General features: G+C 39.1%; 32 protein-coding genes. 11 read left to right on the top strand and 21 right to left on the bottom strand.

Annotated features, from left to right (window positions below; genetic code table 11):
- Positions 1–2: 2 nt before the first annotated feature.
- Genes JG735_RS05040 through JG735_RS05030 form a run of 3 tightly spaced genes read right to left on the bottom strand, consistent with a single transcriptional unit; the run spans position 3 to position 2,530 of the window.
- Positions 3–476, bottom strand: a complete 474-nt coding sequence (locus JG735_RS05040) for a DUF4149 domain-containing protein (RefSeq protein WP_201333996.1) — start codon at positions 474–476, stop codon at positions 3–5.
- A complete protein-coding gene (gene prmC, locus JG735_RS05035; RefSeq protein WP_201333995.1) occupies positions 460–1,320 on the bottom strand; it encodes a peptide chain release factor N(5)-glutamine methyltransferase in 861 nt (286 codons plus the stop codon). The genes JG735_RS05040 and prmC overlap by 17 nt, the downstream gene beginning before the upstream one ends.
- Positions 1,271–2,530, bottom strand: a complete 1,260-nt coding sequence (locus JG735_RS05030) for a M48 family metallopeptidase (protein ID WP_201333994.1) — start codon at positions 2,528–2,530, stop codon at positions 1,271–1,273. The genes prmC and JG735_RS05030 overlap by 50 nt, the downstream gene beginning before the upstream one ends.
- A gap of 105 nt (positions 2,531–2,635) precedes the next feature.
- Between JG735_RS05030 and abc-f the strand changes: the two genes are divergently transcribed.
- Both abc-f and JG735_RS05020 read left to right on the top strand, forming a co-directional pair.
- Entirely contained in the window at positions 2,636–4,579 is a 1,944-nt protein-coding gene (gene abc-f, locus JG735_RS05025) for a ribosomal protection-like ABC-F family protein (RefSeq protein ID WP_201333993.1), read from the top strand.
- Positions 4,576–5,346 (top strand): CorA family divalent cation transporter, encoded by a 771-nt coding sequence (locus JG735_RS05020; protein WP_201333992.1) that lies wholly within the window; start codon positions 4,576–4,578, stop codon positions 5,344–5,346. Before abc-f ends, JG735_RS05020 begins: the two co-directional genes overlap by 4 nt.
- Here JG735_RS05020 and thrC read toward each other — a convergent pair whose 3' ends face one another.
- From thrC to JG735_RS04990, 6 genes are all read right to left on the bottom strand, one after another.
- On the bottom strand, positions 5,347–6,819 hold the full coding sequence (gene thrC / locus JG735_RS05015; RefSeq protein WP_201333991.1) for a threonine synthase: 1,473 nt from the start codon (positions 6,817–6,819) through the stop codon (positions 5,347–5,349). It lies immediately after the preceding gene.
- Positions 6,820–6,841: 22 nt separating this feature from the next.
- Positions 6,842–7,147, bottom strand: coding sequence for a divalent-cation tolerance protein CutA (cutA, locus tag JG735_RS05010; RefSeq protein ID WP_201333990.1), 306 nt, complete (start codon positions 7,145–7,147; stop codon positions 6,842–6,844).
- Complete coding sequence (gene argB, locus JG735_RS05005; protein WP_201333989.1) at positions 7,148–8,002, bottom strand: acetylglutamate kinase; 855 nt, start codon at positions 8,000–8,002, stop codon at positions 7,148–7,150. It lies immediately after the preceding gene.
- Positions 7,965–8,843 (bottom strand): tetraacyldisaccharide 4'-kinase, encoded by an 879-nt coding sequence (locus tag JG735_RS05000; RefSeq protein ID WP_236584371.1) that lies wholly within the window; start codon positions 8,841–8,843, stop codon positions 7,965–7,967. The genes argB and JG735_RS05000 overlap by 38 nt, the downstream gene beginning before the upstream one ends.
- Before the next feature lie 50 nt (positions 8,844–8,893).
- Complete coding sequence (locus JG735_RS04995) at positions 8,894–10,021, bottom strand: DegT/DnrJ/EryC1/StrS aminotransferase family protein (protein ID WP_201333988.1); 1,128 nt, start codon at positions 10,019–10,021, stop codon at positions 8,894–8,896.
- Between the two features lie 114 nt (positions 10,022–10,135).
- Positions 10,136–10,960: a ferritin-like domain-containing protein gene (locus tag JG735_RS04990; protein ID WP_201333987.1), complete on the bottom strand. Its 825-nt coding sequence runs from the start codon at positions 10,958–10,960 to the stop codon at positions 10,136–10,138.
- 22 nt (positions 10,961–10,982) lie between these two features.
- Between JG735_RS04990 and JG735_RS04985 the strand changes: the two genes are divergently transcribed.
- The gene (locus JG735_RS04985; RefSeq protein ID WP_201333986.1) at positions 10,983–11,576 is read left to right on the top strand and encodes an MBL fold metallo-hydrolase; all 594 of its coding nucleotides are present in this window, start codon (positions 10,983–10,985) and stop codon (positions 11,574–11,576) included.
- Here the strand turns inward: JG735_RS04985 and JG735_RS04980 are convergent, their stop codons facing one another.
- From JG735_RS04980 to cmoB, 4 genes are read right to left on the bottom strand one after another with little or no spacing between them, the layout of a single operon-like run.
- The gene (locus JG735_RS04980; protein ID WP_201333985.1) at positions 11,577–11,963 is read right to left on the bottom strand and encodes a hotdog domain-containing protein; all 387 of its coding nucleotides are present in this window, start codon (positions 11,961–11,963) and stop codon (positions 11,577–11,579) included.
- Complete coding sequence (locus JG735_RS04975; protein WP_201333984.1) at positions 11,953–12,300, bottom strand: arsenate reductase family protein; 348 nt, start codon at positions 12,298–12,300, stop codon at positions 11,953–11,955. Before JG735_RS04975 ends, JG735_RS04980 begins: the two co-directional genes overlap by 11 nt.
- The gene (locus JG735_RS04970; RefSeq protein ID WP_201333983.1) at positions 12,300–13,046 is read right to left on the bottom strand and encodes a TIGR01458 family HAD-type hydrolase; all 747 of its coding nucleotides are present in this window, start codon (positions 13,044–13,046) and stop codon (positions 12,300–12,302) included. Before JG735_RS04970 ends, JG735_RS04975 begins: the two co-directional genes overlap by 1 nt.
- Positions 13,043–13,942: a tRNA 5-methoxyuridine(34)/uridine 5-oxyacetic acid(34) synthase CmoB gene (gene cmoB, locus JG735_RS04965; RefSeq protein WP_201333982.1), complete on the bottom strand. Its 900-nt coding sequence runs from the start codon at positions 13,940–13,942 to the stop codon at positions 13,043–13,045. Before cmoB ends, JG735_RS04970 begins: the two co-directional genes overlap by 4 nt.
- A 54-nt stretch (positions 13,943–13,996) precedes the next feature.
- Between cmoB and JG735_RS04960 the strand changes: the two genes are divergently transcribed.
- Complete coding sequence (locus JG735_RS04960) at positions 13,997–14,524, top strand: hypothetical protein (protein ID WP_201333981.1); 528 nt, start codon at positions 13,997–13,999, stop codon at positions 14,522–14,524.
- A gap of 20 nt (positions 14,525–14,544) precedes the next feature.
- Complete coding sequence (locus JG735_RS04955) at positions 14,545–15,423, top strand: cation diffusion facilitator family transporter (protein WP_201333980.1); 879 nt, start codon at positions 14,545–14,547, stop codon at positions 15,421–15,423.
- Here the strand turns inward: JG735_RS04955 and rny are convergent, their stop codons facing one another.
- Positions 15,424–16,992, bottom strand: a complete 1,569-nt coding sequence (gene rny / locus JG735_RS04950) for a ribonuclease Y (RefSeq protein ID WP_201333979.1) — start codon at positions 16,990–16,992, stop codon at positions 15,424–15,426.
- Positions 16,913–17,539: a 5-formyltetrahydrofolate cyclo-ligase gene (locus JG735_RS04945; RefSeq protein ID WP_201333978.1), complete on the bottom strand. Its 627-nt coding sequence runs from the start codon at positions 17,537–17,539 to the stop codon at positions 16,913–16,915. Before JG735_RS04945 ends, rny begins: the two co-directional genes overlap by 80 nt.
- Positions 17,540–17,592: 53 nt before the next feature.
- On the opposite strand from JG735_RS04945, the gene JG735_RS04940 reads away from it, so the two are divergent.
- The 5 genes from JG735_RS04940 to JG735_RS04920 are packed head-to-tail and all read left to right on the top strand — an operon-like array spanning position 17,593 to position 20,858.
- Positions 17,593–18,156, top strand: a complete 564-nt coding sequence (locus tag JG735_RS04940; RefSeq protein WP_201333977.1) for a thioredoxin-like domain-containing protein — start codon at positions 17,593–17,595, stop codon at positions 18,154–18,156.
- Positions 18,157–18,158: 2 nt separating this feature from the next.
- Positions 18,159–19,019, top strand: coding sequence for a signal recognition particle-docking protein FtsY (gene ftsY, locus JG735_RS04935; protein WP_201333976.1), 861 nt, complete (start codon positions 18,159–18,161; stop codon positions 19,017–19,019).
- On the top strand, positions 19,003–19,245 hold the full coding sequence (locus JG735_RS04930) for a hypothetical protein (RefSeq protein WP_201333975.1): 243 nt from the start codon (positions 19,003–19,005) through the stop codon (positions 19,243–19,245). The genes ftsY and JG735_RS04930 overlap by 17 nt, the downstream gene beginning before the upstream one ends.
- Complete coding sequence (gene radA / locus JG735_RS04925) at positions 19,245–20,582, top strand: DNA repair protein RadA (RefSeq protein ID WP_201333974.1); 1,338 nt, start codon at positions 19,245–19,247, stop codon at positions 20,580–20,582. The genes JG735_RS04930 and radA overlap by 1 nt, the downstream gene beginning before the upstream one ends.
- Positions 20,583–20,591: 9 nt before the next feature.
- Complete coding sequence (locus JG735_RS04920; RefSeq protein ID WP_201333973.1) at positions 20,592–20,858, top strand: hypothetical protein; 267 nt, start codon at positions 20,592–20,594, stop codon at positions 20,856–20,858.
- Here JG735_RS04920 and JG735_RS04915 read toward each other — a convergent pair whose 3' ends face one another.
- A complete protein-coding gene (locus tag JG735_RS04915) occupies positions 20,859–21,650 on the bottom strand; it encodes an ABC transporter permease (RefSeq protein ID WP_201333972.1) in 792 nt (263 codons plus the stop codon).
- 49 nt (positions 21,651–21,699) lie between these two features.
- Here JG735_RS04915 and acpS point away from each other — a divergent pair, with 49 nt between their 5' ends.
- Entirely contained in the window at positions 21,700–22,050 is a 351-nt protein-coding gene (gene acpS / locus JG735_RS04910; protein ID WP_201333971.1) for a holo-ACP synthase, read from the top strand.
- Here acpS and thiS read toward each other — a convergent pair whose 3' ends face one another.
- The 5 genes from thiS to JG735_RS04885 are packed head-to-tail and all read right to left on the bottom strand — an operon-like array spanning position 22,051 to position 26,186.
- A complete protein-coding gene (gene thiS, locus JG735_RS04905) occupies positions 22,051–22,251 on the bottom strand; it encodes a sulfur carrier protein ThiS (protein ID WP_201333970.1) in 201 nt (66 codons plus the stop codon).
- On the bottom strand, positions 22,235–22,792 hold the full coding sequence (locus JG735_RS04900; protein WP_201333969.1) for an ankyrin repeat domain-containing protein: 558 nt from the start codon (positions 22,790–22,792) through the stop codon (positions 22,235–22,237). Before JG735_RS04900 ends, thiS begins: the two co-directional genes overlap by 17 nt.
- Before the next feature lie 41 nt (positions 22,793–22,833).
- Positions 22,834–23,826: an SAM-dependent methyltransferase gene (locus tag JG735_RS04895; RefSeq protein WP_201333968.1), complete on the bottom strand. Its 993-nt coding sequence runs from the start codon at positions 23,824–23,826 to the stop codon at positions 22,834–22,836.
- Positions 23,816–25,003: a TolC family protein gene (locus tag JG735_RS04890; RefSeq protein ID WP_201333967.1), complete on the bottom strand. Its 1,188-nt coding sequence runs from the start codon at positions 25,001–25,003 to the stop codon at positions 23,816–23,818. Before JG735_RS04890 ends, JG735_RS04895 begins: the two co-directional genes overlap by 11 nt.
- The gene (locus JG735_RS04885; protein ID WP_201333966.1) at positions 24,996–26,186 is read right to left on the bottom strand and encodes an aspartate aminotransferase family protein; all 1,191 of its coding nucleotides are present in this window, start codon (positions 26,184–26,186) and stop codon (positions 24,996–24,998) included. The genes JG735_RS04890 and JG735_RS04885 overlap by 8 nt, the downstream gene beginning before the upstream one ends.
- Between the last annotated feature and the right edge of the window lie 2 nt (positions 26,187–26,188).

The following is a 26,188-nucleotide window of genomic DNA, read 5'->3' as shown; positions in this document are numbered from 1 at the left end:
CCTTATCCTTTGTACTGAAGATAGAGTCTTCGTCCAAGCAATAAAAGAAGCGAAAACCCAAGTAAACCAAAATCGATTTCACTCGCTTTATGAAGCGATTGAAACAATGGATCGTTTATTATACTGCTTCCTTTTGCCTGAAACGCAACTATTTGCTTAGTATAGTATAAGGTAAATAAAAATATCATCAAAACAGCAGTAGCAGCTGATGGCAATACCAATCTATCACGAATAAACCGCTTATAGTCATACGATTCTCGTATAACGATGGCAACCGCTGTACAATTAAGCAGATAGTTTGCTTTTACAAAGATGGCTGTCATGATAAGCCCCATCTGAAAATGGCTCAGCAAATTTTCCCCGATATAATCATTTGCATGAAAAACAACTGGTGCCACGAATGCTCCCAAAGCAACCACAACACCAAGTGTAATACCTAAAAGTATCATATACCCTATATCAATCCAACGTAGCATCGTTTCTCCTTTGCATAATGAATCCCCGATCCAATCCAGCTAAATCATTAAAAAACCGTATCGTAATCTCTTTTTTATTCTGTACATAATTTTTTATGGTATCTTTTTGATCAAATCCCATCTCGCAAGCAAGAATTTTCGCATCACTTGCCAAAAAAAGATCAATGATTTGTTTTAAGAGCTCATCCCCTTTTTCACCACCAAAAAGTGCTTCATGAGGCTCATAATTGACGACATTTGGTTCAAGTTCAAACCCTTTTGCAATATAGGGAGGATTTGAAACAATAACATCAAATCTTTTGTCCACTCCATCTAAAAGACTGGTTTTGATAAGCTCAATATCTAAATTATAGCGTCTAAAATTCTTTTTTGCACAAAAAATCGCATGTTCGCTGATATCCGTTGCTGTAATTTTCAATGCTGGGAACTTCATCTTCAAAATAGCACTTATGACACCACTGCCAACTCCTATTTCAGCCACAGCTTCGTTTCCCTTCAACTCTTTACTCACTTCATCAATCAATATTTCTGTCTCTGGTCTTGGGATAAGGACACCTTTTTGAATATAAAACTCCTTGCCATAAAAAGAGACACTTCCTGTAATGTACTCAATCGGTTCATGTGCCAGACGTCTTTGGACAAGTTCAAAAAAATATCGACTCTCAAACTCTTCTTCTGGATGCGTATGCAGATATATGCGATCCTTTTTGATGGCATAGCAAAGAAGTATTTCGGCCTCCAAAAGAGGCCTTTGGACAACTTTGGAGAGTTTTTGCCTTGCTTTTTGAAGCGCTTCAGCTATCGTCATCATCGATTGTAACGCACTTTCCTTTGAGTGCTTCATCCGCCTCACTCCTCTCCTCAAAACCCAGTGCTTTGAGTCGTTCCAAAATTGGCGGATGAGAGTAGTAAAAGAAGATATACAGAGGATGCGAAAGTGGAAAATGGCTATTTTCTTCAACGAGTTTTAAAAGTGCATTTCGTAGATTTGCTCTTCCGCCAAGCTCACTGCCATATCTATCTGCTGCAAACTCATTTTTTCGACTTACAAAATTAATGAGCGGCATGAAGAAAAAGAAAAAGACCGGACTCAAAAGCAAAAACATGGCAATCACACTATAGGGTGCATTTGCCGGTATGCCGGCTTGTTCATACAAAGAAGCTGGCAGATTGGCAAAGATATAAAAAAGTGCAAAGAACATAACACCCATCATGACAATATTTTTTACAATATCTTTATGTTTAAAATGACCCAACTCATGTCCCAAAACAGCCAGCAACTCCTTTTTTGAAAGTTTATCGAGCAAGGTATCGAAAAGCACAACCCTTTTGTTTTTCCCAATTCCACCAAAGTAGGCATTGAGCCTTGTATCTCGTTTACTCGAATCCACTACGTAGACACCATTGGCCTTAAATCCGCTTCTATTCATGAGTTCTTCGATATCTTTTTTGAGCTCTTCGTCTTCCAATGGGGTGAATTTATTGAATATTGGCGCTATGAGTGTCGGATAAATTGCATTGATCAAAATGATAACTGCAAATATAAATACAAATCCCCATATCCACCAGTTGGAGACATGAAGCATAATCCAGCCGATGATATAGACAAGAATAGAAGCAAAAACCAAAAAGAGTAGCGCCATTTTGATCTGGTCTTTTATGAAAAGAGAAACTGTAGATTTGTTGAACCCAAACTCCTCATCCAGAACAAATTTTTCATAGATATCAAAAGGAAGTGTCACAAGATAATTTATAGCAAAAAAAAGATCGATATAGACCACACTTTTGATCAAAATGTCATCGATCTGAATGATGGTATCAAGCCATCTCAAACCAAATCCCATCCAAAACAGAAACAAAATATATTCTACAAATGTTTCCATAATTGCAAGACGCTCTTTTTTGAAACTGTACCGTCCCGCTTTGATAAATTTAGAAGGTAGCATCAAAACCGCTTTTGTATGTTTCGCCTTTGCAACAAATCCGGCTTGCATTACAGAAACATAGATTTTGACCAAAATATAGATTCCATACAGGATACTTACACCTAACATCCTTTTCCTTTTTGAAAATTTTGACTATTATACTCAAAAAGCATTACTATTACGTTGCTGAAAAATTTTAAGATGAATTATAAACATTTTTAAAGGACAATATCAATGGCATTGATAGATCTTGCACAAATTAAGAAAAACTACGAAGCACAAAAGATCCTATGTGGCGTAGACTTTACTATCGATGAAGGAGAACGGGTAGCGATTGTCGGGAAAAATGGCAGCGGCAAATCGACCTTGATGAAAATAGTGGCAGGATTGGAAGATTTTGATGAAGGTGAAAGGAAAGTTCGTCAAAATTTGCAAATCAGAATGCTGCCACAAGTTCCAAAATTTGATCCAACATTGACAGTAAAAGAGGCAATTTTAGATCAACTCAAAGAGATCAATGAGGCCAAAAAAAGATATGAACAAGTCAGTATCCAAATAGCCGAAAATCCGGAAAACACCGCTCTTTTGGAAGAGCTGAATGCCCTCAGCAATTTTTTGGACTATCACAATGCCTGGAATATGGAAGAAAAAATAGAACGCGTATTGCAAGAGTTCAATCTCAAAATGTATGAAGACAGACTTGTTACGTCACTGAGTGGTGGTGAACAGCGACGCGTGGCACTGGCAGGACTTTTGCTTCAAAAACCGGATATATTACTGCTGGATGAACCTACAAACCATCTGGATGTCTATATGGTCTCCTTTTTGGAAGAGATGATTGCAAAAGAGCACTATACCATGCTTTTTGTGAGTCACGACAGGTACTTTATCGATAATATCGCAACGCGAGTTGTAGAGGTGGAAGATTGCAAACTCCGTAGCTTTAAAGGAGGATATAGCAGCTATTTGGAACAAAAAGAGGAGCTGCTCAAAAATTTGCAAAAGCAGCATGAGAATCTTTTGCGACTTCTAAAACAAGAAGAGGAGTGGCTAAGACGGGGAGTAAAAGCGAGAGTGAAACGCAACGAAGGACGAAAGAAACGCGTTCTTGAGCTCCGGGAAAAAGCCAAAAAAAATCCTGCCCTCATTAAAAAAGTCCAAATGCAGTTGGAGCGGGAAAAGAAACATTTTAATAGAGAAGATGGAATCAGCAAGAAAAAGGTTCTATTTGAGCTGGAACATGTCACAAAATATGCCGGAGAAAAGCTGCTTATCAAAGATTTTTCCACACGCATATTGCAGCGAGACACCATTGCCATCGTCGGAAAAAATGGAACGGGAAAATCCACATTTTTGCAGCTGCTTTTAGGCCAGACAAAGCCGGATAGCGGGGTTATCAAACGGGGTGAATTTACAATAGGCTATTTTGATCAGCACAGAACGATGCTTGATGATGAGAAAAACCTTATCGAAACTTTTTGTCCTAACGGAGGAGACAGGGTCGAAGTCTGGGGAAAAAGCATGCATGTATATGGATACCTTAAAAACTTTCTGTTTCCAAAAGAGTTTTTGGACAAAAAGATTGGAAGCCTCAGTGGCGGAGAGAAAAACAGAGTTGCTTTAGCGCTGCTTTTTACAAAAAAAGTAGATTGTTTGATTTTGGATGAGCCAACAAATGATTTGGATATTCCAACAATCAACATTTTAGAAGAGAATCTGCAAAAATTCCCAGGAGCTGTGATTTTCGTCAGCCATGATCGCTATTTTGTCGACAAAATCGCTAAAAAGCTCTTTATTTTTAAAGGGAACGGTATCGTTGAAGAATCGTATCAAAGCTACAGTGAATATCTGGAAATTGAAAAAGAGATCCATGAGCTTGAAACACTAGAAAAAGCAATACACGCAACACAGGAAAAGCCGATACGAGTTCGACAACGCAAGGAAAAACTCTCCTATAAAGAGCAAAAAAGACTTGAAGAACTCCCCTCTCTCATCGAATATCTTGAGGAAGAGATAGCACAAATCAGCGAATGCCTCAGCAACCCCGAATGCTATGAAAAGGAGGGGATCGTAGCAATTTCTCAAAAACTGGCAGAGCTAGAAAATGAACATGAAAAACTACTCGAGGAGTATTTGGAACTTGAAGAAAAAAGAGAAAGAATAGAAGGAATGCAATGAAGTTTAAACTCAATAAATATATTCAAGATGATATTTTCAATAATGAACATCCAAGCGATTTCGAATTGAGCAACGGATATGGCGTTTTAATTCTTAGACTTCCCTATATCAAAGAAAATCACGTTTTTGTTGTCAGTTACGCTTTTTTGATCCATAACAAAGAGGTATATGTATTCGACAGAAGTTCTAAAGAGTTTGCATTATTAGGGGATTTTTCCAGTTTGTATACCTATCTCGATGTACGAATCGACAAGATTTTAGCAAAAATATCACGATTACAAACGGTCATAGAAAAACTGGAAGACAGACTCTATGAAAATGACATCGATTCAAACTTCCCCAATGAGTGGCTGATGCTCAAAAAAGAGCTCTCCTTGATCGAACGACTTATGTCCCATGCCATGATAGCTTTTGGAAGATTTTCAAAACACTACAAGTCCGATCTTGACGAACATGCTTACAGAGATCTTGAAGAGCATTTAGACAGAGCTTTCCGTTTTAGTAAAGCAGCACTGGAAAAACTGGATAACCTCTACAATTTTTATCAGGCAAAAATGGATGAAAAGATGAATAAAATCATGTTTATTCTTACCATTATCTCCGCCATATTCTTGCCTCTCACTCTCATAACAGGCTTTTTTGGAATGAATACAAGCGATCTTCCTTTGACACAAACCCATCATGGAACGTTGAAAGCTACAATCTTGGCTACTCTTTTTGAGATTCCTTTTGTAATTTGGATTTGGAGAATGATCAAAAAATATTGATCACTCCAAAAACTTTATAATCGTTTCTTGAATCTTTTCTTTTGGAATTACCGTATCATGAATAATCGGTTTTTCAAAAAGAGATTTGATCCTTTCGGGGATTTTCGCTCCAGTCATTTGGGAGACTGCTTCCAAAGCTTCCTGGTCACGAACCTTTTCATCTTTTCCCGTCAGCGCCTTATACACTGTAGGAGCGAACTTTGTCCATTCTGCTGTTGAATAGGCGATATTCTCTTTTTCCTTGTGCGTTTTGTAGAGTTTGACAGTCGTTGCAGTATGAGGATCCATCAAATAACTCTTTTGTGTTACATACTTTTTGATAACTTCCATGACTTCATCATCAGTGGTAAAATCAGCATCAAAATCCTCTTGCAGCGCTTGTAGCTCCTCTTTTGTAAGCTCATAGTAGTTCTTTTCATTAAGACTTTCCATAAGCTCTTTCGTCCGCTCAGGGCCAAATTTATCAAAGAGGACACGCTCAACATTGGATGATTTCAAAATATCCATTGCTGGAGAACTTGTCTGAATCAGACATTTATCTCTCAAATCGTAACGTCCTTCTCTAATAAGTTGCGTCAGTACGTTATTTGCATTGGAAGCAATCAAAATTTTTGCAACCGGCAATCCCATCTTTTTCGCATAGTATGCACCCAAAGCGTTCCCAAAGTTTCCGCTTGGCACGATTAGATTGATCGCATGGCCAAAATCGATTTTTCTTTTTCGCATAAGTTCAAGATAACTATGGATATGATAGATGATTTGAAAGATAATCCTTCCAAAATTGACAGAGTTCGCAGCACTAAGCTTGATACCTTTGCTTTGCAAAAACGATTTAAATTCGGAGGATGCCAAAAGGTTTTTCAATGCCGTTTGTGCGTCATCAAAATTGCCCTCTATCCCTATCACTTTGAGATTTTTTCCATCTTCTGTAACCATTTGCAATCGTTGCACATCACTTGTCCCACCAGCCGGATAGAGACATGCCACTTTGATATTTGGTTTGTTTTTAAATGTTTCCAGTGTCGCTGGACCTGTATCACCACTGGTTGCTGCCAAAATAAGATAGTTTTCTCCTCTTTGTTTTGCAAGAGAAGAAAGAATATAGCCAAATGGCTGCAACGCCATATCTTTAAAGGCTCTTGTGGGTCCGTGATAGAGTTCGCTTACATAAAACTTCTCTTCTACCTCTACCACCGGTACGGGATTGTTTGGATCATCAAATTTGTCATACAGATCTAAAGCCTCTTGTATCAAATCATCTTCGATATCGATTTCGAAACGTTTTAAAAGATCATATGCCAATGCTTTATAACTGCTTTTTAGATGGTTTTGAAAAAATGTTTCATCCAGATTTGGAAGTGATTCTGGGACATACAACCCGCCAAAACTTGCACTTGGGCTTAAAATTGCCTCACTGAAAGGTACCTTTTGTGGTTTTTTGCCATCATTTCCCCGTGTCTCTATAAACAGCATACACGCCCTTTAAATTTTTTGCTTATTCTACCAAAACTGACTGCATCCATGATAGATATTTTTCATCGATATCCGCTATATCCATGGCGATAATCTCAGGTACATCGTATGGATGCATCTGTGTGATTACATTTTGCACATTTTGAAAATTGTTCGTTTTGATTATGAGCAGCAGCTCCTTATCTTCTTCTATTTTCCCCTGCCATTCATACACAGACAGAACTCCTGGCACGATATTGACACAAGCAGCTACTCTCTTTTCAACCAAAGATTTCGCGATATCTCTTGCTGTTTGCATATCAGCAACTGTGGAGAAAACAACTTTCATTTATCCTCCTAACACTTGTGTTCCGATACCCTCGCTTGTAAAGATCTCCAAAAGAAGCGAGTGTTCCACTCTTCCATCGATGATATGAGCCTTTTCCACACCTCCATCAATCGCTTCAAGGCAGGCATCCACTTTCGGTATCATGCCCCCACTAATCGTTCCATCTTTTTTCAACAGCTCAATTTTCTCTTCCGTAAGTGTCGAAATGAGTTTTCCATCTTTATCCAATACCCCTGGAGTATCGGTCAAAAAGATGATCTTTTTGGCCTTCAGCGCACCTGCTACTTTGCTGGCACACAGATCTGCATTGATGTTGTATCCGGGGTGTCCCAATTGATTGCTTGCAGCAATAGGGGCGATTACTGGTACAAACTGCTCTTGCAACAGATTTTGTACGACGCTTGGATCGATATGGTCAATAACACCTGTATAGCCAAACTTCTCAAAATCTTTCGGACGCGCTGTGATAAAATGGGCATCTTTCCCACTTACCCCTATCGCTTTGGCTCCATGGTTGTTTAACAGACTCACGATCTCCTTATTGATATCTCCGCTTAAAACCATCTCAACGATCTCCATCACTTCAGCTGTCGTTACCCGCTGACCATCGATAAAAGTCGTATCGATTTTGAGTCTGCTGAGAATCTCTGTGATTCTCTTTCCTCCTCCGTGCACGATTACCGGCTTGATACCAACGGTATAAAGCAGCAAGATATCTTGTGCAAATTTCTCTTTGAGTTTCTGATCTGTTTGGGCACTTCCTCCATATTTGATGACAAAAATCTCATCACGAAATTTTTTGATGAATGGAAGAGCATCAAGCAGTGTCTGAACGATTTGAATCTTTTTTTGCATCATACTCCTTTATGTATCTATCAACCTTTTCATACACCTCTTTAGAAATAGTGAGCTCAAGCTCCAAAATAGAAAGAGGATAGGAAAACTGCTCCAATTTTACCGCATCTTTCCTTGTAACCAGAAATGCATCCGGCTTTTCTTTGTGCCATATTTGCTCAAGTTCTTCTTTTGTAAAGTGGTGATGGTCTTCAAAAAAATAGGCTTTTGTTCCTTTCGGTACATAGCGAAGCACTCTTTTTGGATAGGCAATGGCCGTTAATAAAACCATCTTTTTCTTTGGATTGCTGATCCAAACGTTTCGCAAAAAATCTCTTTCTTCTTGAACGACCAAATCGGCCTTTTTCAAAAACGCTCTTGGAAGCCTATAAGGACCACTTGGAAGACAGAGCCTATTGGGTGTCTTAATATCGATAAGGATATCAAACTTTTTGTAGGGTTTATGAAATGCATCATCTAAAAATAGAACGTTACAGCCTAATCCTTTTGCTTTTTCGATCCCCTCTTCTCTTCTTTCGCAGACGATAACAACTGCATTCGGGACCATTTGCGCAAGCATTACCGCTTCATCCCCGCACTCTTTTGCATTACATAGCAAACTTTTGCCATTACTGACAAGACGTAGTCCCTTGCTGTGTCTATGAAACCCTCGAAGCACTATTGCGCATTTGTCATATCTTCTTGCCAGTGCGGCAACGATTGGCGTTTTCCCACTTCCGCCAACTGTGAGATTTCCAACACTTATTATAGGTATATCGAAATCTTGCTCTTTTGGAAGAATCTTTTTTAAAATCGCAACGCTGCAATAGAGTATACTGAATGGAAAAAGTGCGAAAGAGATAATTCTGTGCCAAGCAGAGGGACGATAAAATCCCTCCTCGAAAAAATGGACTATACCCTTGATTGAGCCACCTCTTTGATCTGTTCTATAACATAATATACATCTTCATCACTCATTCCCGAATGTATTGGAATTGAGAGAATTTGTTGATAGTTTCTCAACGCTTTTGGAAAATCGTTAATGCGCAAACTATATTTTTGCTTATAGTAACTCAATAGATGAAGGGGAATATAGTGAAGGCCTACTTCTATTCCTCTTTTATAGAGTTCTCTTGCAAAAGAGTCTCTGTTTTTATCTATCTTGATAATAAAAAGCGAATAGATATGGTCTCTTACCTCTTTTGGAAGTTCAATATGCGGTGTATTTGCCAACTCTTTATGGTAGATTGCCGCAATTTGACGTCTTCGCTCTATCGCTGCATCGTTTTTTTGCAGTTGAGAAAGATTAAACGCGGCTTCTAAATCACTCATATCATATTCCAAACCGATATCAACGACATCATAGATATATCCAAGATGTCCCTCTTCATCCCATTCACTGCGAACCATTGCGTTTCTTTGCAAGAGTCTTGCTCTTTCTTCCAACTCTTCATTTTTCAAACACATCATTCCGCCATTGTTCGTCGTAAAACGTTTATGTGGATTGAAACTAAATGTGGTGATATCTGCTTCCAAAGAGCCTATTTTGTTTCCGTTGTATGTCGCACCCAGTGCATTGGAAGCATCTTCAATAATGAGGATATTATATTCACGTGCAATTTCATACAGTCTGTCAAGATCTGTAGGCTGGCCTGCAATATGTGAAATGATAGCACCTTTGAGCTTTTTGCTTTTGTTCTTACTAAGGATCTTTTCCAACTCATCCAAATCGATATTGAAATCATCTGGACAGATATCGACAAAGATCGGTTCTGCATCGAAATGGCGAACTACTTCGGGAACATTTGGGTAGGAATTGACACTACACAAAATCTTATCGCCCCGTTTTAAATCTATCGTCGTCATTGCCAGATGCAACGAGGCCGTTTCATTGGATGTAGCCAAAGAGTGTGGGCATCCTATATATTGCGCAAAACTTTTTTCAAGTTCGTCTCGCTTATTTTTTTGTTCAAGAGCTTCTTTGATCGACTCTATCTCTTTGCTGTCTATTTGCAGTGAAAAAAGAGGAATTTTTTTCATTTCTTGCTCCTACCTTAAGGATATTGAGTAAATTATACTAAATTACTACTTAATCTATTCTTTTATATTTAATGCTCTTGATTAATATTGATAATTTTTAACAAATGATAATTTTTATCCACAATCTATTCTCTCTTTTGATAATAGCTCTATCTCACGGCAACTAAAACCCGCTTTTTTTCTTGCTTCGATATTCACCTCCGTTTTGCTATGAAGCGTTCCGGGGTAGATTTTCTCGATTCTTTGAAAATACTCTTTTTCAATATCTTCACATCCCGCTTGTTCACAAGCCCAACGAAACCAAAAATCTCCCTTTTTCACATGGGCTATCTCTTCAGTAAGTATAATATCGAGTGCTTGTGTCATTTTTATAGCAAAAGGGTCATGAAATTTTTTTAATTTTTGAATGATTCTGGGATTGGCATCAAGTCCATTTGCTTCCAAATATCTTGGGACAACAGCCATCCGATCAATTAAGGTTTGACTCGCCTTGCCCGCATCAAACAAGCCTTGATGTACAGGAAAATCACCATACCTGTATCCAAGCTCTTTTAAAAGCGAATCTATCATTAAAAAGTGTCTACATTCATCATCTGCTACCTGCAACCAGTCTTTATAAAACTGCTTTGGCAAATTTTTAAATCTATAGGCTGCATCCAATGCAAGATCAATGGCACTATACTCAATATGCGCTATGGCATGCAGAAGTATTGCACGCCCCTCAGCGGTTCCGAATCTGCTTCTTCTTGGTACCTTTTGGGGATCAACAATCTCGCAAAAACCTCGAAAAGAGGGCTCATGAAACATAATACTTTTTTGTTCGTGATTCATTGGAATTGAGCCATTTTGAAACAATGTATAAAACCTTTTAAACTGTTCCATCTTCTCGTACGGATCAGATATCTGTATAATTGCTTCTAACGTTTGAAAAAATTCCATCATCACCTCTTAAGGAGTAAATTTGCAAATCAAATATCAACCAATGGGTCAATATCAAACAAATTGCTATATTGTAACAATTAACGACAAAGATTTCATCGTGGATCCTGGCGTAGGAGCCACACCTTGGGTTTTGGAAAATGTTACAAATCCTGTTGCCATACTCAATACACACGGTCATTTCGATCATATTTGGAGCAATGCAGAACTCAAAGAGAAGCTCAATATCCCTATCATTATCCATGAAAAGGATGCTTTTTTCCTACAAAAAGATCAGTTTGGGATGCAGATGCCAAAAAGCGAACCAGATATCCTTGTACAAGGTGATCAAACAGTTGATATTGCAGGAGAAAAGATTACATTCTTACACTTTCCAGGTCATACGCCAGGATGCAGCGTTATCGATTTTGGTGATTTTTGGTGTAGTGGGGACTTTATTTTTAAAGGTAGTATCGGCAGGGTCGATTTCCCCTACTCTGATCCAGAGGCTATGAAAGAGAGTCTTAAAAAATTCAAGACCCTCCCATACGATAAACCGGTCTATCCAGGACACGGAGATCCCACATCTGTTCGCTCGGAACAGCGGTTTGTCGATTACTGGCTTCGAGCTATATAATTATCTGTCTAAAATATGAGTCTGCGGAATAAATGTAACGAAACTTCCTGCGAAGACCTTTTGGTCTTCCACTCTACCAACCACATCAATGAATGCTTTTTTCCCCTCTTTTTGCACTACTTGGGCCTCAAAAACAACATTATCACCTACCTGCACAGGCGCAGTAAATCGAACTTCGGCACTGCTCAGTACCACATACGGTTCATTGACTGCCGCCATTGCCGCAAAATCTGCGGCACTAAAAGTAAATCCACCATGTACTAACCCTCGTTCATCGGCAGCCATTATTTGTGACGTTTGAAGCGCAACCTTTGCGTAATCCGGCCTTAGCTCTATCACACGTCCACTCAATGTCGGATCAATGTTTTTATGCGTCCTAAGCTCCATGGAACACCTTGTTATACAGCTCCTCATCAAATCCAACAATCACATCACCATTATTCAACTCAATAACAGGTCGTTTGATCAAAAGATTCTCTTTACAAAGCCACTCTCTCTTTCCTGCATCATCCAAATTTAGTTCTTTTAATTTTAATTGTCGATATTTGGTCCCTCTGGTATTGAACAGTGTATTAATTCCTACTTTCTTGATCCATTCATCTATCTTCTCGCATCCTACCGGACTCTTTTTAAAATCGACAAACTCATATTCGATACCGTTGTCATTGAAAAACTTGAGTGCTTTTTTGACACTTCCGCACGTTTTTATGCCATATACCTTCATCAAATCTCCTCCATGAGTTTTGGTAAATCTGCAATAGATTCTATCAAAAAATCAGGGCGTCCTTTCAACAGGTCTTTTTCTTTATATTTTCCTGTTTGGACCATGACCGTAGTAATCCAACAAGCTTTCGCACCTAAAATGTCACTTTCTATATCGTCTCCAACCATTATTACCTCATCTTTTTTCAATCCCATACTTTCAAGTGCCAAGGCAAAAAATTCACAATTTGGTTTTCCCAAAATTTTTGCCTTTTTGTCGCTCGCATATTCCAAACATTGTACAAAACCACCGGCATCAAGACTCAAACCATCTTCATCTTTAAAATACCTGTTCATATTAGTTGCTATGAATCCGGCTCCAGATTCAAGATAGCGAAATCCCTCATTCAGTGCGTCATATGTAAAGTTTTTATAGGCATCGCATACGAGAACATATTGCATCGTACCATCTAAATCATCAAAATAGTTTTTCGCTTCATCGGTCGCTATCACATACGCTTTAGCATTCTGGCTTTTCAGAAAAAGCTTTGCTGCGCTCAAAGCGGTAAAAAGTTCCTCTTCGTAAATCTCAAATCCCATATTACGTAGTTTTTTTAATAGATTTTTTGGCGATACTCGACTCGTGTTTGATACAAACCGTATAGTATAGTGTTTGCGAAGTGAACAAAGAGCCTCTTTAGCTCCCTTTATCGGACTCTCTCCTTCATACAGTACACCTCCAATATCAAGAAGTATTCCTTTTTTCATCTTTTTCTCCGTAACTTTATATAAACCCGTTTGGGTGCGGGATATCCCTCTACTGTTCGTTGAGGATCAGCTGGATCCAAAAAATCTTCCAGACTCTCACCCAAAATCCAATCCGTTTTTCTTTGTTCTTCAAATGTAGTCGGTTTTGTTGCCAATATTTCAAAATATTCAAATCCAGCCTTTTCGCACCAGTTTTGCAGTGCTTTGATGGTTGGAACGAAATGGACATTTGGAATTTTTGAGTAGGTTTTAGCCGGACACAGCGCAACTGGATCCTCTCCTTCGATGTAAAAGGTATCCAAAAAAATCTCGCCACACTCTTTCAAACCTTGCTTGAGCCATTTGAGCATCGCTATGGGATCGCTTCTATGATAGAGCACTCCAAGACAAAAGATGACATCAAACTTTTTCCTATACAAAGGAAGATGTTCTACACCCAAAAGCTCATAAACGATACTGCTTTGGACAAAATGATTGATGAAATCAAACTGCGTTCGAAACAGTGGAGAGGGATCAAATCCCGTTAAAGATTTTGGATGATGTGTGAGCATACGAAACATATAGTAGCCATTGTTGCAACCAATATCCGCTACGTCCTTTCCTTCAAGATCAAAATGGGGCTCTAAAAGATTGTATTTGATATAGCTTTTCCATTCACTGTCGATATATGTGCCAAAAATCTCAAATGGCCCTTTCCTCCATGGTCTCATAGCCCATGCCGTCTCAAAAATCTGTTCTTGTATACTTTGTGGTATATCTCCAGTAATCTTTATGATATCTCCAAGCTCCACATCGCACTCTACTTTAGGAAGTTGGCAAAGCTTTTCTCTAAGTGGTGCTATGTTTTTCCATTGTAGCCATCTTTCACGTTCACTCTTGATTTCCTCTATCCCCATAGAACCTTCCTCCATTTTTTTGTATGATAACAAATATTTTTCGAAAGAGGCGCTATGCTTATTATCGCAGCGACATATACAGAAATTGCTCCTATTATAGAAAAATTGGATATGAAGCAAATAGAAAAAAAACCTTTTTCCATCTATGCAAACCAAAAGCATCGTATAGTCATAAGCGGTATAGGAAAAATAAAAGCTGCAGCCGCACTCTCCTATGCTCTTGTCCAGAAAAGAGAAGAAGTTTGTAACATAGGATACGCAGCAGGAGAGAGTATCGGCTCACTTTTTGCGATTAAAAAAGTGATCGATATCGATAGCGATAAAGTGTTTCATATCGATACTCCTCCCATTTTACCGAAAACCAGCTGCACGACATTTTCCAAACCTGTACATATCAAGCAAAAAACATTGGCAGATATGGAAGCAAGTGCCATTGTCGAGACGGCAAAACTGTTCAAAACACCTGTATATATAATCAAACTTGTCTCTGACAATTTTGAGCCAGAAACGGTACAAGAAAAATCTCTTTTTACTACAAACCAGATAGACCGACTCTTAAGCCTTCTTTCGTTACAATCCTAAAAATTTTGTAAAGGATTACAATGACTTTGCAGAAAAAAGCAACTGTTGTAGCAAGTGTTGTCGCTACGATTTTGGTATGTATCAAGCTCATTATAGGTATTTTGAGCGGCTCTGCAGCTGTTTTAGCAAGTGCAATCGATTCGATTCTCGATATCGCAGTATCGATGTTTAACTATTTTGCCATTTCAAAAGCGGAAAAAGCACCAACGGAAAAATTCAACTATGGACTAGGCAAGATAGAGGCACTTGCCGCTGTCATCGAGGGAACTATCATCACCATATCGGGGCTCTTTATTTTTTACAAAGGAGTCGACAATATCTGGCATCGAAAACAGATAGCCTATCTTGACGATTCTATAATCGTCATGGTGATTTCCATTATTCTTACAGGGGGACTCGTCTTTTTTCTCAATTATGTCTATAAAAAAACAAAAAACATGGTCGTCAAATCGGATGCCCTGCACTACAAAACAGACCTTTTTTCAAACTCTGCTGTTTTACTCTCACTGGCCATCATCTACTTTACCGGATGGCACTGGATCGATGGCATTTTTGGTATAGCAATAGCCGTATATATCATTAAAGAGGCTTTTGAACTCATTAAAGAGGGGACGCTTATTCTTTTGGATGTAGCGTTGGATGAAAAATATGTGGAAAAGATCAAACAGATAATCACAGAGCAACCGGAAGTAACCGACTATCACTATTTGCGGACAAGAAGAAGTGGAGATACGAACTTTGTCGATGTACACGTAGTTTTTACGCCTGACATCTCCCTTTTAGATGCACATAGGGTTTCAGACAAAATCGAAGAGGAGATTAAGAAGCTCGATCCCGATTCAGAGTGGAATATCACAATCCATCTCGACCCTTACGACGACTCTCCTCACAACGATTGATTATCGGGCGTACTCTATCGCCCTATTTTCTCTGATGACATTGACTTTGATCTCTCCGGGATATTGAACCCCAGATTCGATATCTTTTGCAATCTCCTTGGCAAGAAGAACCGCCTCGTTATCATTGACAAGCTCTGCATTGACAATGACTCTCACTTCTCGTCCTGCATTGATGGCGTACGCTTTTTTGACTCCTGGTTTGCTCAATGCTATCTCTTCAATGGCCTGGACTCGTTTTAAAAAGGCTTCAAGTACTTCCCGTCGAGCACCCGGTCTTGCTGCACTGAGAGTATCTGCTGCACATACTGCTGCAGCCTCAATGCTTCTTGGCTCTTCGTGGCCATGGTGAGCATAAATAGCGTTGATAACAACATCCGGTTCTTTGTAGCGTTTACAGATTTCGGCACCCAAATCCACATGGCTTCCGCTATATTCATGCGTTAAGGCCTTGCCGATATCATGCAAAAGCCCTGCACGTTTTGCCATCACTTCATCACCACCCATCTCTGCAGCCATGATACCGGCTAAATGGGCCACCTCCAAGGAGTGACCCAAAGCGTTTTGCCCATAACTTGCCCGAAATTTGAGGCGACCGATCAGTTTTACGATCTCTGGATGTATCGGTCCAATTCCTAGGTCAATCACGATATTTTCGCCCTCTTCCAGAAGCTGCTGGTCAAACTCCTCTTTCACCTTTTCATAAATCTCTTCGATTCTTGAAGGCTGAATTCTTCCATCTTCAACCAAAAGTTCGATTACCTTCGTCGCAATAGCCCGTCTATAGAGATTGAAAGAGCTCAAAATAATCGCATTAGGCGTATCATCTATGATGATGTCCACACCAAGCAGCATCTCCAAAGTCTTGATATTGCGTCCCTCTTTTCCGATGATGCGGCCCTTGATATCTTCACTTGGAATACTGACAGTATTGATAAGACGCTCCGCTGCAAACTCTCCTGCAAACCTCGTCGTCGCCTGGGCAATAATGTAGTTTGCTCTTCGTTTTGCTTCTCTTTTTGCCTCTTCTTCATATTTTCTCACAATATTGGCAATTTCAAGACGACTCTCTTCTTCTGCTTTTTGCAAGATGAGATTTTTTGCCTCTTCAAGCGTCAGACCCGCTTGCTGTTGCAACGCCTCTAGAACTTCTTGATATTTCTCTTCATACCGTTTTTTCAGCTCTTCATACTCGTTTTTAAGTCTATTAACCTCTTCCCTTTCAGCTTTAATCTCCTGCTTTTCAAGGGTAATGTGTTTGAGTTCGTCCTTGAACATCTGTTTCAAGGACATCTCTTTTTCCATCAGTTCACTGAATCGCTCATCATAATCACGTTTCAGCTCTTCAAGTTTCTTTTCAAAATCTTTTTTTAATTCAAGCTCGGCCTCTTTGACTTGGACCTGGGCATTTTGCAAAATCTTTTCAGCTTCATGCTCAATCGCTTTGGCCTTGGCTCTGGCTTGTTCTTCATATATTTTTAATTTATCTTTTTCAATTTTTTTCGACAGTAAATATCCTGCAGCGCCGCTTATGATTGCTGCAGAACTTCCTACTAAAATCTCTACCCACATCACTATCCCCTCGTATATAAATTTTTTTCGGGGTAATTAAAAAATCTCCACGTACATCATACGTATCACAGATTCTCTCTTTTATCAGACACTCTTTTGTTTGTACAAAGATCACAATCGGCTGATATGGCAAAGCAGCCATGAACCTATCGTACATCCCTTTACCAAATCCGATTCGACGAAAATCCCCGTCTACCCCGATGACGGGAATCAAAACTATATCAATTTTTGTTTCAAAAAAAGAGTTGGACGGCTCTTTTATGCCAAATTTTCCTCTTTTTATAGGTAGTCTGAATTTTACCATCTTGAAACTTTGCCCTTGCATAAAGGGAACAAATATATTTTTTTTCCTTCTAAGATGAGCGAAAAATCCTAAAAGATCAGGCTCATGAGCCATTGGCATAAAAACGAGCATATTGTTTGGATTGAGTGCATCAAGAATAAATTGAAGGTTTGCTTGAAGCATCTTGTGTAGCTTTCTTGAAACCGGTTTTTGTAAAAGTTTCTCTTTGCATCTGTTTCGAAAACGCTCTTTAGGTGAACTCATTTTAAGCCTTCATTGAATATAATGTAATCCGATTTTACAAAAAAAGGATGAGGATGCAAAAATTTTTTCTCCCTCTTTTGATAATACTGCTCTTTTTAACAGGATGTACAAAGAAAGAAGAGAAACAAAAAAAGGTTTCAAAAGAAGTTGAAAAACCGGTTATAAAAGAGACACCACCTGTTTATACATTTTATGATACAAGCAATCATAAAAGAGTTGTCAAAATTGTTGATGACAAATTTATCATTCCCAATGGAAAAAATATTGAGATATTTGTCTTTTTTGCCACATGGTGCCCTTCATGCAAAGCTGAAATTCCTGAACTCAATGAACTGTATAAAACTTTTCAAAATAGAATCGATATCATAGCTCTACCTTTAGATAAGAAAAATCTGGAAGAGTTTATACAAGAAAATCACATGGACTATTTTGTCTCACGCTCTGTTGATCACAATCTGCAATTCGCCCAAAAAGTGTATGCAATGCTTCAAGCAGGAGCCAATATGCCAATACCCTTGACATTAATTTTACAAGATGGCAAATATTATATGCACTATATCGGAGCTGTTCCGTATGAGATCTTTCATAGTGATATCAAAAAGGCTTTAGGAGAATAAAGATGTTTGGTTTTATCAAAAAAGCGCTGAAAAAAACAGTTGAAAATATAGAAGAGCACACGCCCAAGAAAAAATATGCCACTCCTGAAGAGATTGAAGAGATCTTGATCGAAGCGGATGTGGAGTATGATCTTGTTGAAAAGATTGTCAACTCTTTGCCGAACAAAGTCAATAGAGTTGCACTCAAAAATGAACTTCTTTTTCTATTCAAACCAGCTCCTGTAAAAGAAGCAAACGTCAAACCTTTTGTTGAACTGATTTTGGGTGTCAATGGTGCCGGAAAAACAACGACCATCGCGAAGCTCGCATACCGATACAAACAAGAAGGAAAAAGCGTCATTTTGGGGGCAGCCGATACGTTCAGGGCAGCAGCCATTGAACAATTGACAAAATGGGCTCATAAACTTGATGTCCCCATTGTCGCTACAAAGCAGGGTCATGACCCCTCAGCAGTTGCATTCGATACGATTCAAAAAGCAAAATCGAAAGGAATCGATCACGTACTTATAGATACTGCTGGAAGATTGCACACACAATCAAATCTGGCCGAAGAGTTGAAAAAAATTGTACGTGTTTGCTCGAAAGCAATGGAAGGTGCTCCCCATAGAAAATTATTGATTCTTGACGGGACTCAGGGCAATTCTGCTATCAACCAGGCAAAAGCGTTTCACGAAATGGTAGGGGTAGACGGCATTATCGTCACTAAACTTGACGGTACGGCCAAAGGAGGAGCGCTGTTGAGCATATCTCATGAGATGGCTTTACCGATTCTATATGTAGGCACGGGCGAAAAAATGGAAGATTTGACTCCATTTGATCCAAATGAATATGTGGATACGATACTCGATGCAATATTTGTCTAATCTAGAAATAGTCTTCTATGCAGGAGCAGGAATTATTATATTCCTTTTTGTTTCTGTGTTAATTGGCAGATTCAAAGATGAAAAAATCGACTTTCGTGAACATAAATGGATCATTTTTACCTATATTTTGCTTATGATACTCGCAATTTGGGTTTGGCGTTATATGTTCGATACGTTTTTTAGTGAAAAATTGCTTTTGCTTCTTAAAAATCGTTGGGAGCTGTAATGGCAAAAAAGAGTATTTATGAATGCCAACATTGTGGATATCAGAGTGCCAAATGGATGGGAAAATGCGTCAATTGCGGCGCATGGGAATCCTTCATAGAAATCAGCCATAAAGATCAAAAAATCCAAAAAAAAGCGCAAAAAAGCTCTTTATCGCAACCAAAACCTATTACAGAAATAGAAAAAGAGAAAATTCATCGGATATCAACCGGTAGCGAAGAACTTGACCTTGTATTAGGCGGAGGCTTGGTCGAAGGTTCCCTTGTTTTGGTAGGTGGAAGTCCCGGAGTAGGCAAATCGACACTTTTGCTTAAAACCTGTGCCAATCTTGCAAAAAGCGGGAAAAAAGTTTTGTACGTCAGTGCTGAAGAGTCCGCAAGTCAGATAAAAATGCGAGCCGATAGGATTGAAGCGAACCATCCCAATCTCTTTTTATTGAATGAACTCATTTTGGAAAATATAGTGTCGCATCTTCACACAGATAGCTATGATCTTCTTGTTATCGACTCAATTCAAACGATCTATTCTGAAGAGATTACGACAGCTCCTGGAACAGTCAGCCAGGTCAAAGCAGTGACATTTGAGCTGATGAGGATTGCGAAATCGATGAAACTCCCTGTTTTTATCATCGGACATATCACCAAAGAGGGATCTATCGCTGGTCCCAGGGTCCTTGAACATATGGTAGATACGGTACTCTATTTTGAAGGGGACAGTTCAAAAGAGATACGAATGCTCAGAGGCTTTAAAAACAGATTTGGCAGCATCAGCGAAGTCGGTATTTTCGAAATGACGCAAAAAGGACTCATGAGTGCAAAAAATATCTCCAAACGTTTTTTTCAAAGAGGATCCTCTCAGATCGGATCGGCAGCCACTGTGGTAATGGAAGGAAGCAGACCCATTATTTTGGAAGTTCAGGCTCTTGTGGCAGAAACGGGTTATCCAACTCCAAAAAGAAGCACAACAGGATACGACGCAAGCAGACTCACGATGCTTTTGGCACTGCTTGAAAAAAAACTCGATTTACCATTCAATCAATACGATGTTTTTGTCAATATCGCAGGAGGCATCAAAATTGCAGAAACCGCTGCAGATTTGGCAATTGTCGCTGCCATTTTAAGTAGTTTTCGCAATAGACCACTCAGTGAGGAGACCATTTTTTTGGGAGAAGTTGGACTGACTGGAGAAATAAAAGATATAATGATGCTGGATAATCGTCTCAAGGAAGCCGCAAGTCAAGGTTTTACAAAGGCGGTAGTCCCTTCAAAACCATTGCAAAGCATAGCGATCAAGACATATGCGGTACGTAGCGTTGAACAGATTATAGACTGGATGTAAGGAGCGACAATGAAAAAAAACTCAAAAGCACATATGGCTATGGAAGAGCGGTATGCGAGATTGGAGATTGATTATGATTCTTTGGAAGAGAAAAAGAAAATATGCAATCTTGTTAATGACCTCATAGCGAAATACAGAATTTCTCCGCAAATTACCGTAGAACCAAAAGATATAGAGAATGGAGAATATGTGATCGAATTTCATGACGATTACGACAAAAAAGCCGGACCATTTTTTGAAGATCTTATAAAAGAGCTTGATATTACCTGCGACTGATTACCAGTCCAGGTATAAAAAGAGCGTAGAGAGAAAATAGTTGGCTACAAAAACGGTCATCGCCGCATAGACAACGGATTTTGTTGTCGAAAGGCCTACTCCTCTTGCGCCACCTCTCGTAAAATATCCGATATACGTTCCAATGATACTGATAAGGTATCCAAAAACAAAAGCTTTGATGATTCCTGTACCAATATCGCTAAATTCCAGATACGTAGTGATAGTGTTTTTATACGATGTAGGATTGACGCCAAGAGCGTATACAGAGATCAGATAAGCTGCAATATTTCCCAAGAAAACAAAAACGATTACCAAAATAGGTGTAGACAATGTCGTGGCTATCACCCTGGGAACAATAAGATATTTTTTACTATCCACCGCCAACGTATCGATAGCATCGATCTGCTCTGTTACCCGCATCGTTCCTAGTTCGGCCGTCATGGCACTCACCGCGCGTGACACCAGCATCAAAGCCCCAAACACCGGCCCAAGTTCTTTGGAAATAGAGACAAATATGGTATATCCCATAAACTCCTCAGCACTAAATTTATGAAATCCATGATAGAGTTGAATCGCTTCAACAAGTCCAGTAAAAATCGCTGTCAAAGCAATGACAAAAAGGGAACCTACACCAATAATGTCCATCTGCTGCAATGTCTCTTTGACTCTATAGGGCGGCTTGAAAAAGAGCGGCAATATCTTTATCTGAAAAAGTATAAAAGTGCCAAATTTCTCAAGCATTCTAAAAAACTGAACGAACGGATAACCAAGATAGAAAAAAACCTGCTCCATTAGGATCCTTCAAGGATAGTTGTTATAATTTTATCAAAAAAAGGCTTTCATGATAGGTATAGATATCGTCCAGATAGAACGAATAGAAAAAATGATAGAAAAATATGGTCAAAAAGGACTTGAGCGATTTTTACTGCCTCAAGAGATTGAGCTTGCGAAAAAACCTCAAACAATTGCGGGTTTTTGGGCGGCAAAAGAAGCTGTATCCAAAGCACTCAAAACAGGAATAGGAAAAGAGCTAGGATTTCACGATATCCAAATATATAAAGAGAAAAATGGAGCTCCAGCTTTTAAACTTCTCAATGGAAAAGAGAAGATGTTTCATATTCAGCAAACCGCCCTCTCTATCTCCCATGATGCGGGCGTGGCAGTCGCCGTGGCAGTCATCATCCAATACTGATTATCCTCCGCCTGTAAACCCCAAAAATTCTATCTTGTCTCCCTCTTTGGGTTTGAAGCTGCTCCACTCCTCTTTTTTGACAATTTGCATATTTACTGCAACTGCCATCACTTTATCCATAACACCCAACTCTTTTAAGATATCCTCAATGGTCATGTTTTCTTTAATCTCTCTTTGTTCACCGTTAATTGTCACCAACAACACACTCCCCTTTTGTGAAACTTTGCATATATTTTGCCACTAAAAATCTGTGCTTGGCGTAAGCGAGCTGACAAGGATTCATTCCTAAAGCATTTTTAATATTTGGATCCGCTCCCAGTTTCAAAAGAAGATCGATCATTTTTACATCCCCCATATAAGCGGCTTGATGCAAAGGAGTGATTCCATATCTGTTTTTTGCATTAATATCGGCATCGTGTTTGAGAAGATACTTTACGATACCTACTCTTCGTTCGCCCACAGCATAGTGCAAAGCCGTCATTCCGTTGTTGTCCTCATCATCCACATCGGCACCATGTTCGATCAAATATTTTACAATATCCAGATTTCGCATCTTGACAGCCATCAGTAGTGGGGTAATCCCCGCTTTGCTAGAAGCTTCTATATCTGCTCCGTTTTTGATCAATCGCTCAATCTGTTTCATGTCCTCTTTATAGATAGCCTCATGCAGCCGTGTCCATCCATTGATACTGTCGGCATATAGAACTAATGCAAAAAGAATAGTTGCAACAATTTTTCTCATTTCCCCTCCTTTTGCAACTATTATATCATAAGTAATAAATTTTATCCTTTACTAAACTGTATCATCTTAAAGCGTTCTCCCATATGAGAAGGGTGGATAAGAATTTTGACTTTCTCAAGCTCTTGCCTATACAGATCATACCCTTTTTTCTGCAAAATCTCTTCAAGAAGCTCCATAATACCAAACTCCACTAAAGCAGCCAACTGCGTCTGATAGGCATCCACCACAAATCCAGACTCCTCGAAAGCCTTTCTGAGATGGGAAAAGTTGACATCATAGGTGATATCGCTTCTTTTATATACTTGCTTGATATCTAGTTTTTCATCAAAAAATGGAAAAACTTGGTGGTTCGTATAGACCCGAATACTAAAATCGTTTCTCACTTCCAAATCACCATAATCAAATGTTACGAACTCCACTTTTTCAAATGCACTATATAGTTTTTTGGCGAATTCTTCATATCCTACGGCAACTTCTCCCTTTATCTGTCCAAAACTTTTGGCAAGTTCAAGAATTTTTGAATCTGCTTCCTTCCATTCAATCATAAAATCCTTTGAAACATATGCCTGTTTCCCTTTATAGACAAGTTCACATCCAAATGCATCAAATATTTCATTCGCAACTACAAATGCCTCTTTGCACCGAACCTCATCGAACGAACTGTAATGATGAAACTGGATTGCATCGCCAAAACTTTCTTTCAAATACTCATTTTGCAATGAACGTAGTTTTGCAATAGGCTCCACAATGCCAAATTGCAATGTTTTTAACAATGCAGGATCGAAAGTATAGAGAAACTGGATGATATCTGCCAAGAGATATCCCTGATGAGCTCCTATTTCCATAATTGTTGCATGGGGTGAGAGTCTGCCCTTTTGGATCTGTGTATAGATATGTTTGGCAATGGCTCCGCCAAAAAGAGGCGTGACACTGACTGCCGTAAAAAAATCACCGCTTTTTCCTATTTGGAGCTGATTTGCGTAATATCCGTCAGAAGCATAGAGCCACTCGTTCATAAAAGTACTAAATCGCATGAGCCATCTCTTGATACAATTTGCTCAGAAGTATTTGTTTTTGAATATCATATATCTGCAGATCGATCTTTTTTGTCTGCAAAGAATTTTGCATTATCATCACATCGTACTTCGTTTTTTCTCCCGCCTTATAACGATCTTTCGTATCTTTTAAAAGTCCCTGATAAAGTATAAGATCCTCTTTGGTAAGAGCGATTTTTTTATCAAGCAGATGAATGGAGCGAAGCGTTGATCGATACAGATTCAGCTTCTCTCGTTTCAATTGAGCAAATCTGTTTTTTGATTTGAGATAGTCTATTTTGGCCGATTCGATATTCCGTAGGGCATTGATATCAAAAAGAGGCATGGTGATACGAAAACCGTAGGTTTTGTAGTGATCGGTATATTGATAACCTGGAAAATAGAGACTTCCTTGCATCTTTTGATAATTTACATTGGCAAATAGCGAGAGTGTCGGCAAATATCGAGCGATACTCATATATTTATAGTGCCTGTTCGCTTCAATATCGGCTCTGCTTTGCTTCAACAACAGATTATCATCGATATAATTTTGTTTTGCAACCAATGAAAATCTTGGAAGTTTCGCACTCTTTGGATCAAGATCGCTGATGTTTTTTATCTGATGTAAAATCTGTTGCCTCTGATCTTCCAGATCAATAAGCGCAAGAGCAAGAGAGTTTTTGTTGACGATAGCGTTATCCAAAAAAGTGCTGTCAATCTCTCCGTGAAGGTATTGATCCTTTTTGATCAAAATGTCAAGTTTGGCATTTTCTATCAAAAGTTTCTGTTTTTGTATCGATAGCCCCAACTGCTTGTACTGCAATGCAAGCTGAATATATTGAAAAACGTAGGCTTTTTTCTTGCTTTCCACACCAAGCAGTGCACTTCTTTTTTTGGCATCTGCATACAGCATTGCTTTATATATCCCCCCACTTTTGAAAATGGGCTGATCAACTTGTATGGAAAAAGATTCAAAAAGCTGATTGGGATATTGATCCCCTTTTTGGTAGGTATACTGCATATTAACTGGATTAATCCAGCTATCGTGCAAAATTTTCGCCTCTACAACACTTTTTTGGGCATCGAGCTTTATCTCTTGCTTTTTCAGTTCAGAGATGAGACTGCTTTGCGCAAAAAGTATCAGTGGCAAAAAAGCAATACCGGCTTTTTTAAGCAACTTCTACCCTTTTGAGTGCATTCTCAAATCTTTGAAAACCTTCATCGATCTCCTCTTTGGTAATGGTAAGAGGCGGCAAAAAGCGAACAGTGTTCCGTCCCGCTTTCAATACCAGCACCCTTTCTTGAAAGCTCTCTTGTATAATTTTCCCTTGGATATCACCGTTTTTTGCACGAAGACCTCGCATCAGTCCCAGTCCAACCTCTTTTTCAAAAAGCTGTTCATATCTTTTTGCGAGTTCCTTAAGTTTTGTTTCAAAATAGATAAACCGCTCATCCAACTCCCCGCTCTCTTTGAATTCTTGCAAGATTGCTATCACTTCAAGGGCTGCTCGGGTACTCAAATAGTTACCACCAAAGGTACTGCCATGATCTCCTGGTTTGAAAATATCTTTAAGGCGTGTCATCACAGCTCCAATCGGCACACCTCCCCCAAGTCCCTTTGCAAGAGTGATGATGTCTGGTTCAATCTCATAAAGATTACTGGCCAAAAATTCGCCGGTTCTGTAAATTCCTGTTTGGACCTCGTCCACGATTAGCAGTACATCTTTTTCTTTGAGTATTTTGGAAAGATTTTGCACTGCCCTCTTATCTTGTGGCTCTACACCCCCTTCACCTTGAATCAGCTCAATCATCACTGCAACCGTATGATCGTCTATAAGCTCAGGAATTTGATCGATCGAGTCTGCATACACAAAGCCGTCTGGAAACGGACCAAAATAGGTATGCATCGCCTCCTGTCCTGTAGCTTTTAAAGCAGTAATGGTTCTACCATGAAAAGAGTGTTTGAGTGTAATAATCTTATATCGTTTGATTTCTCCGTCCACTTCTCCATATTTTCTGGCTATCTTTATCGCCCCCTCATTTGCTTCTGCACCACTGTTGGCAAAGAAAAGGCGCATATCGTATTCGCTCAGATCTACAATTTTCTGGGCTAGTAGAGCCTGAGGTTCTATGAGATAAAGATTTGATATATGAATGATTTTTTGCGCCTGATCGCAAATAGCTTGGGCAAGTCTTTTGTTACCGTGTCCCACGCTCACTACCCCGATGCCGCTGGTAAAGTCGATATACTCTTTCCCTGTATCATCATAAAGTTTTGCATTCTCGCCTTTTATGAAATTGACATAGTTTCTTGCATAGGTGTGCAACACATAGGTTTGATCAATTGCTTGTAAATTCATCA

The sequence above is a fragment of the Nitratiruptor sp. YY08-10 genome (assembly GCF_016629565.1).
In the GTDB taxonomy this organism is placed as follows: Bacteria; Campylobacterota; Campylobacteria; order Campylobacterales; family Nitratiruptoraceae; genus Nitratiruptor.
Note: the sequence above shows the minus strand (reverse complement) of the source record. Positions and strands in the feature narration are given on the sequence as shown.

Coding starts and splice junctions, on each gene's coding strand:
- JG735_RS05040 (WP_201333996.1), bottom strand. CDS start 476: ATGCTACGTTGGATTGATATAGGGTATATGATACTTTTAGGTATTACA.
- prmC (WP_201333995.1), bottom strand. CDS start 1,320: ATGAAGCACTCAAAGGAAAGTGCGTTACAATCGATGATGACGATAGCT.
- JG735_RS05030 (WP_201333994.1), bottom strand. CDS start 2,530: ATGTTAGGTGTAAGTATCCTGTATGGAATCTATATTTTGGTCAAAATC.
- abc-f (WP_201333993.1), top strand. CDS start 2,636: ATGGCATTGATAGATCTTGCACAAATTAAGAAAAACTACGAAGCACAA.
- JG735_RS05020 (WP_201333992.1), top strand. CDS start 4,576: ATGAAGTTTAAACTCAATAAATATATTCAAGATGATATTTTCAATAAT.
- thrC (WP_201333991.1), bottom strand. CDS start 6,819: ATGCTGTTTATAGAGACACGGGGAAATGATGGCAAAAAACCACAAAAG.
- cutA (WP_201333990.1), bottom strand. CDS start 7,147: ATGAAAGTTGTTTTCTCCACAGTTGCTGATATGCAAACAGCAAGAGAT.
- argB (WP_201333989.1), bottom strand. CDS start 8,002: ATGCAAAAAAAGATTCAAATCGTTCAGACACTGCTTGATGCTCTTCCA.
- JG735_RS04995 (WP_201333988.1), bottom strand. CDS start 10,021: ATGAAAAAAATTCCTCTTTTTTCACTGCAAATAGACAGCAAAGAGATA.
- JG735_RS04990 (WP_201333987.1), bottom strand. CDS start 10,960: ATGGAATTTTTTCAAACGTTAGAAGCAATTATACAGATATCTGATCCG.
- JG735_RS04980 (WP_201333985.1), bottom strand. CDS start 11,963: ATGGAGCTTAGGACGCATAAAAACATTGATCCGACATTGAGTGGACGT.
- JG735_RS04975 (WP_201333984.1), bottom strand. CDS start 12,300: ATGAAGGTATATGGCATAAAAACGTGCGGAAGTGTCAAAAAAGCACTC.
- JG735_RS04970 (WP_201333983.1), bottom strand. CDS start 13,046: ATGAAAAAAGGAATACTTCTTGATATTGGAGGTGTACTGTATGAAGGA.
- cmoB (WP_201333982.1), bottom strand. CDS start 13,942: ATGGGGATAGAGGAAATCAAGAGTGAACGTGAAAGATGGCTACAATGG.
- JG735_RS04960 (WP_201333981.1), top strand. CDS start 13,997: ATGCTTATTATCGCAGCGACATATACAGAAATTGCTCCTATTATAGAA.
- JG735_RS04955 (WP_201333980.1), top strand. CDS start 14,545: ATGACTTTGCAGAAAAAAGCAACTGTTGTAGCAAGTGTTGTCGCTACG.
- rny (WP_201333979.1), bottom strand. CDS start 16,992: ATGTGGGTAGAGATTTTAGTAGGAAGTTCTGCAGCAATCATAAGCGGC.
- JG735_RS04945 (WP_201333978.1), bottom strand. CDS start 17,539: ATGAGTTCACCTAAAGAGCGTTTTCGAAACAGATGCAAAGAGAAACTT.
- JG735_RS04940 (WP_201333977.1), top strand. CDS start 17,593: ATGCAAAAATTTTTTCTCCCTCTTTTGATAATACTGCTCTTTTTAACA.
- ftsY (WP_201333976.1), top strand. CDS start 18,159: ATGTTTGGTTTTATCAAAAAAGCGCTGAAAAAAACAGTTGAAAATATA.
- JG735_RS04930 (WP_201333975.1), top strand. CDS start 19,003: ATGCAATATTTGTCTAATCTAGAAATAGTCTTCTATGCAGGAGCAGGA.
- radA (WP_201333974.1), top strand. CDS start 19,245: ATGGCAAAAAAGAGTATTTATGAATGCCAACATTGTGGATATCAGAGT.
- JG735_RS04920 (WP_201333973.1), top strand. CDS start 20,592: ATGAAAAAAAACTCAAAAGCACATATGGCTATGGAAGAGCGGTATGCG.
- JG735_RS04915 (WP_201333972.1), bottom strand. CDS start 21,650: ATGGAGCAGGTTTTTTTCTATCTTGGTTATCCGTTCGTTCAGTTTTTT.
- acpS (WP_201333971.1), top strand. CDS start 21,700: ATGATAGGTATAGATATCGTCCAGATAGAACGAATAGAAAAAATGATA.
- JG735_RS04900 (WP_201333969.1), bottom strand. CDS start 22,792: ATGAGAAAAATTGTTGCAACTATTCTTTTTGCATTAGTTCTATATGCC.
- JG735_RS04895 (WP_201333968.1), bottom strand. CDS start 23,826: ATGCGATTTAGTACTTTTATGAACGAGTGGCTCTATGCTTCTGACGGA.
- JG735_RS04885 (WP_201333966.1), bottom strand. CDS start 26,186: ATGAATTTACAAGCAATTGATCAAACCTATGTGTTGCACACCTATGCA.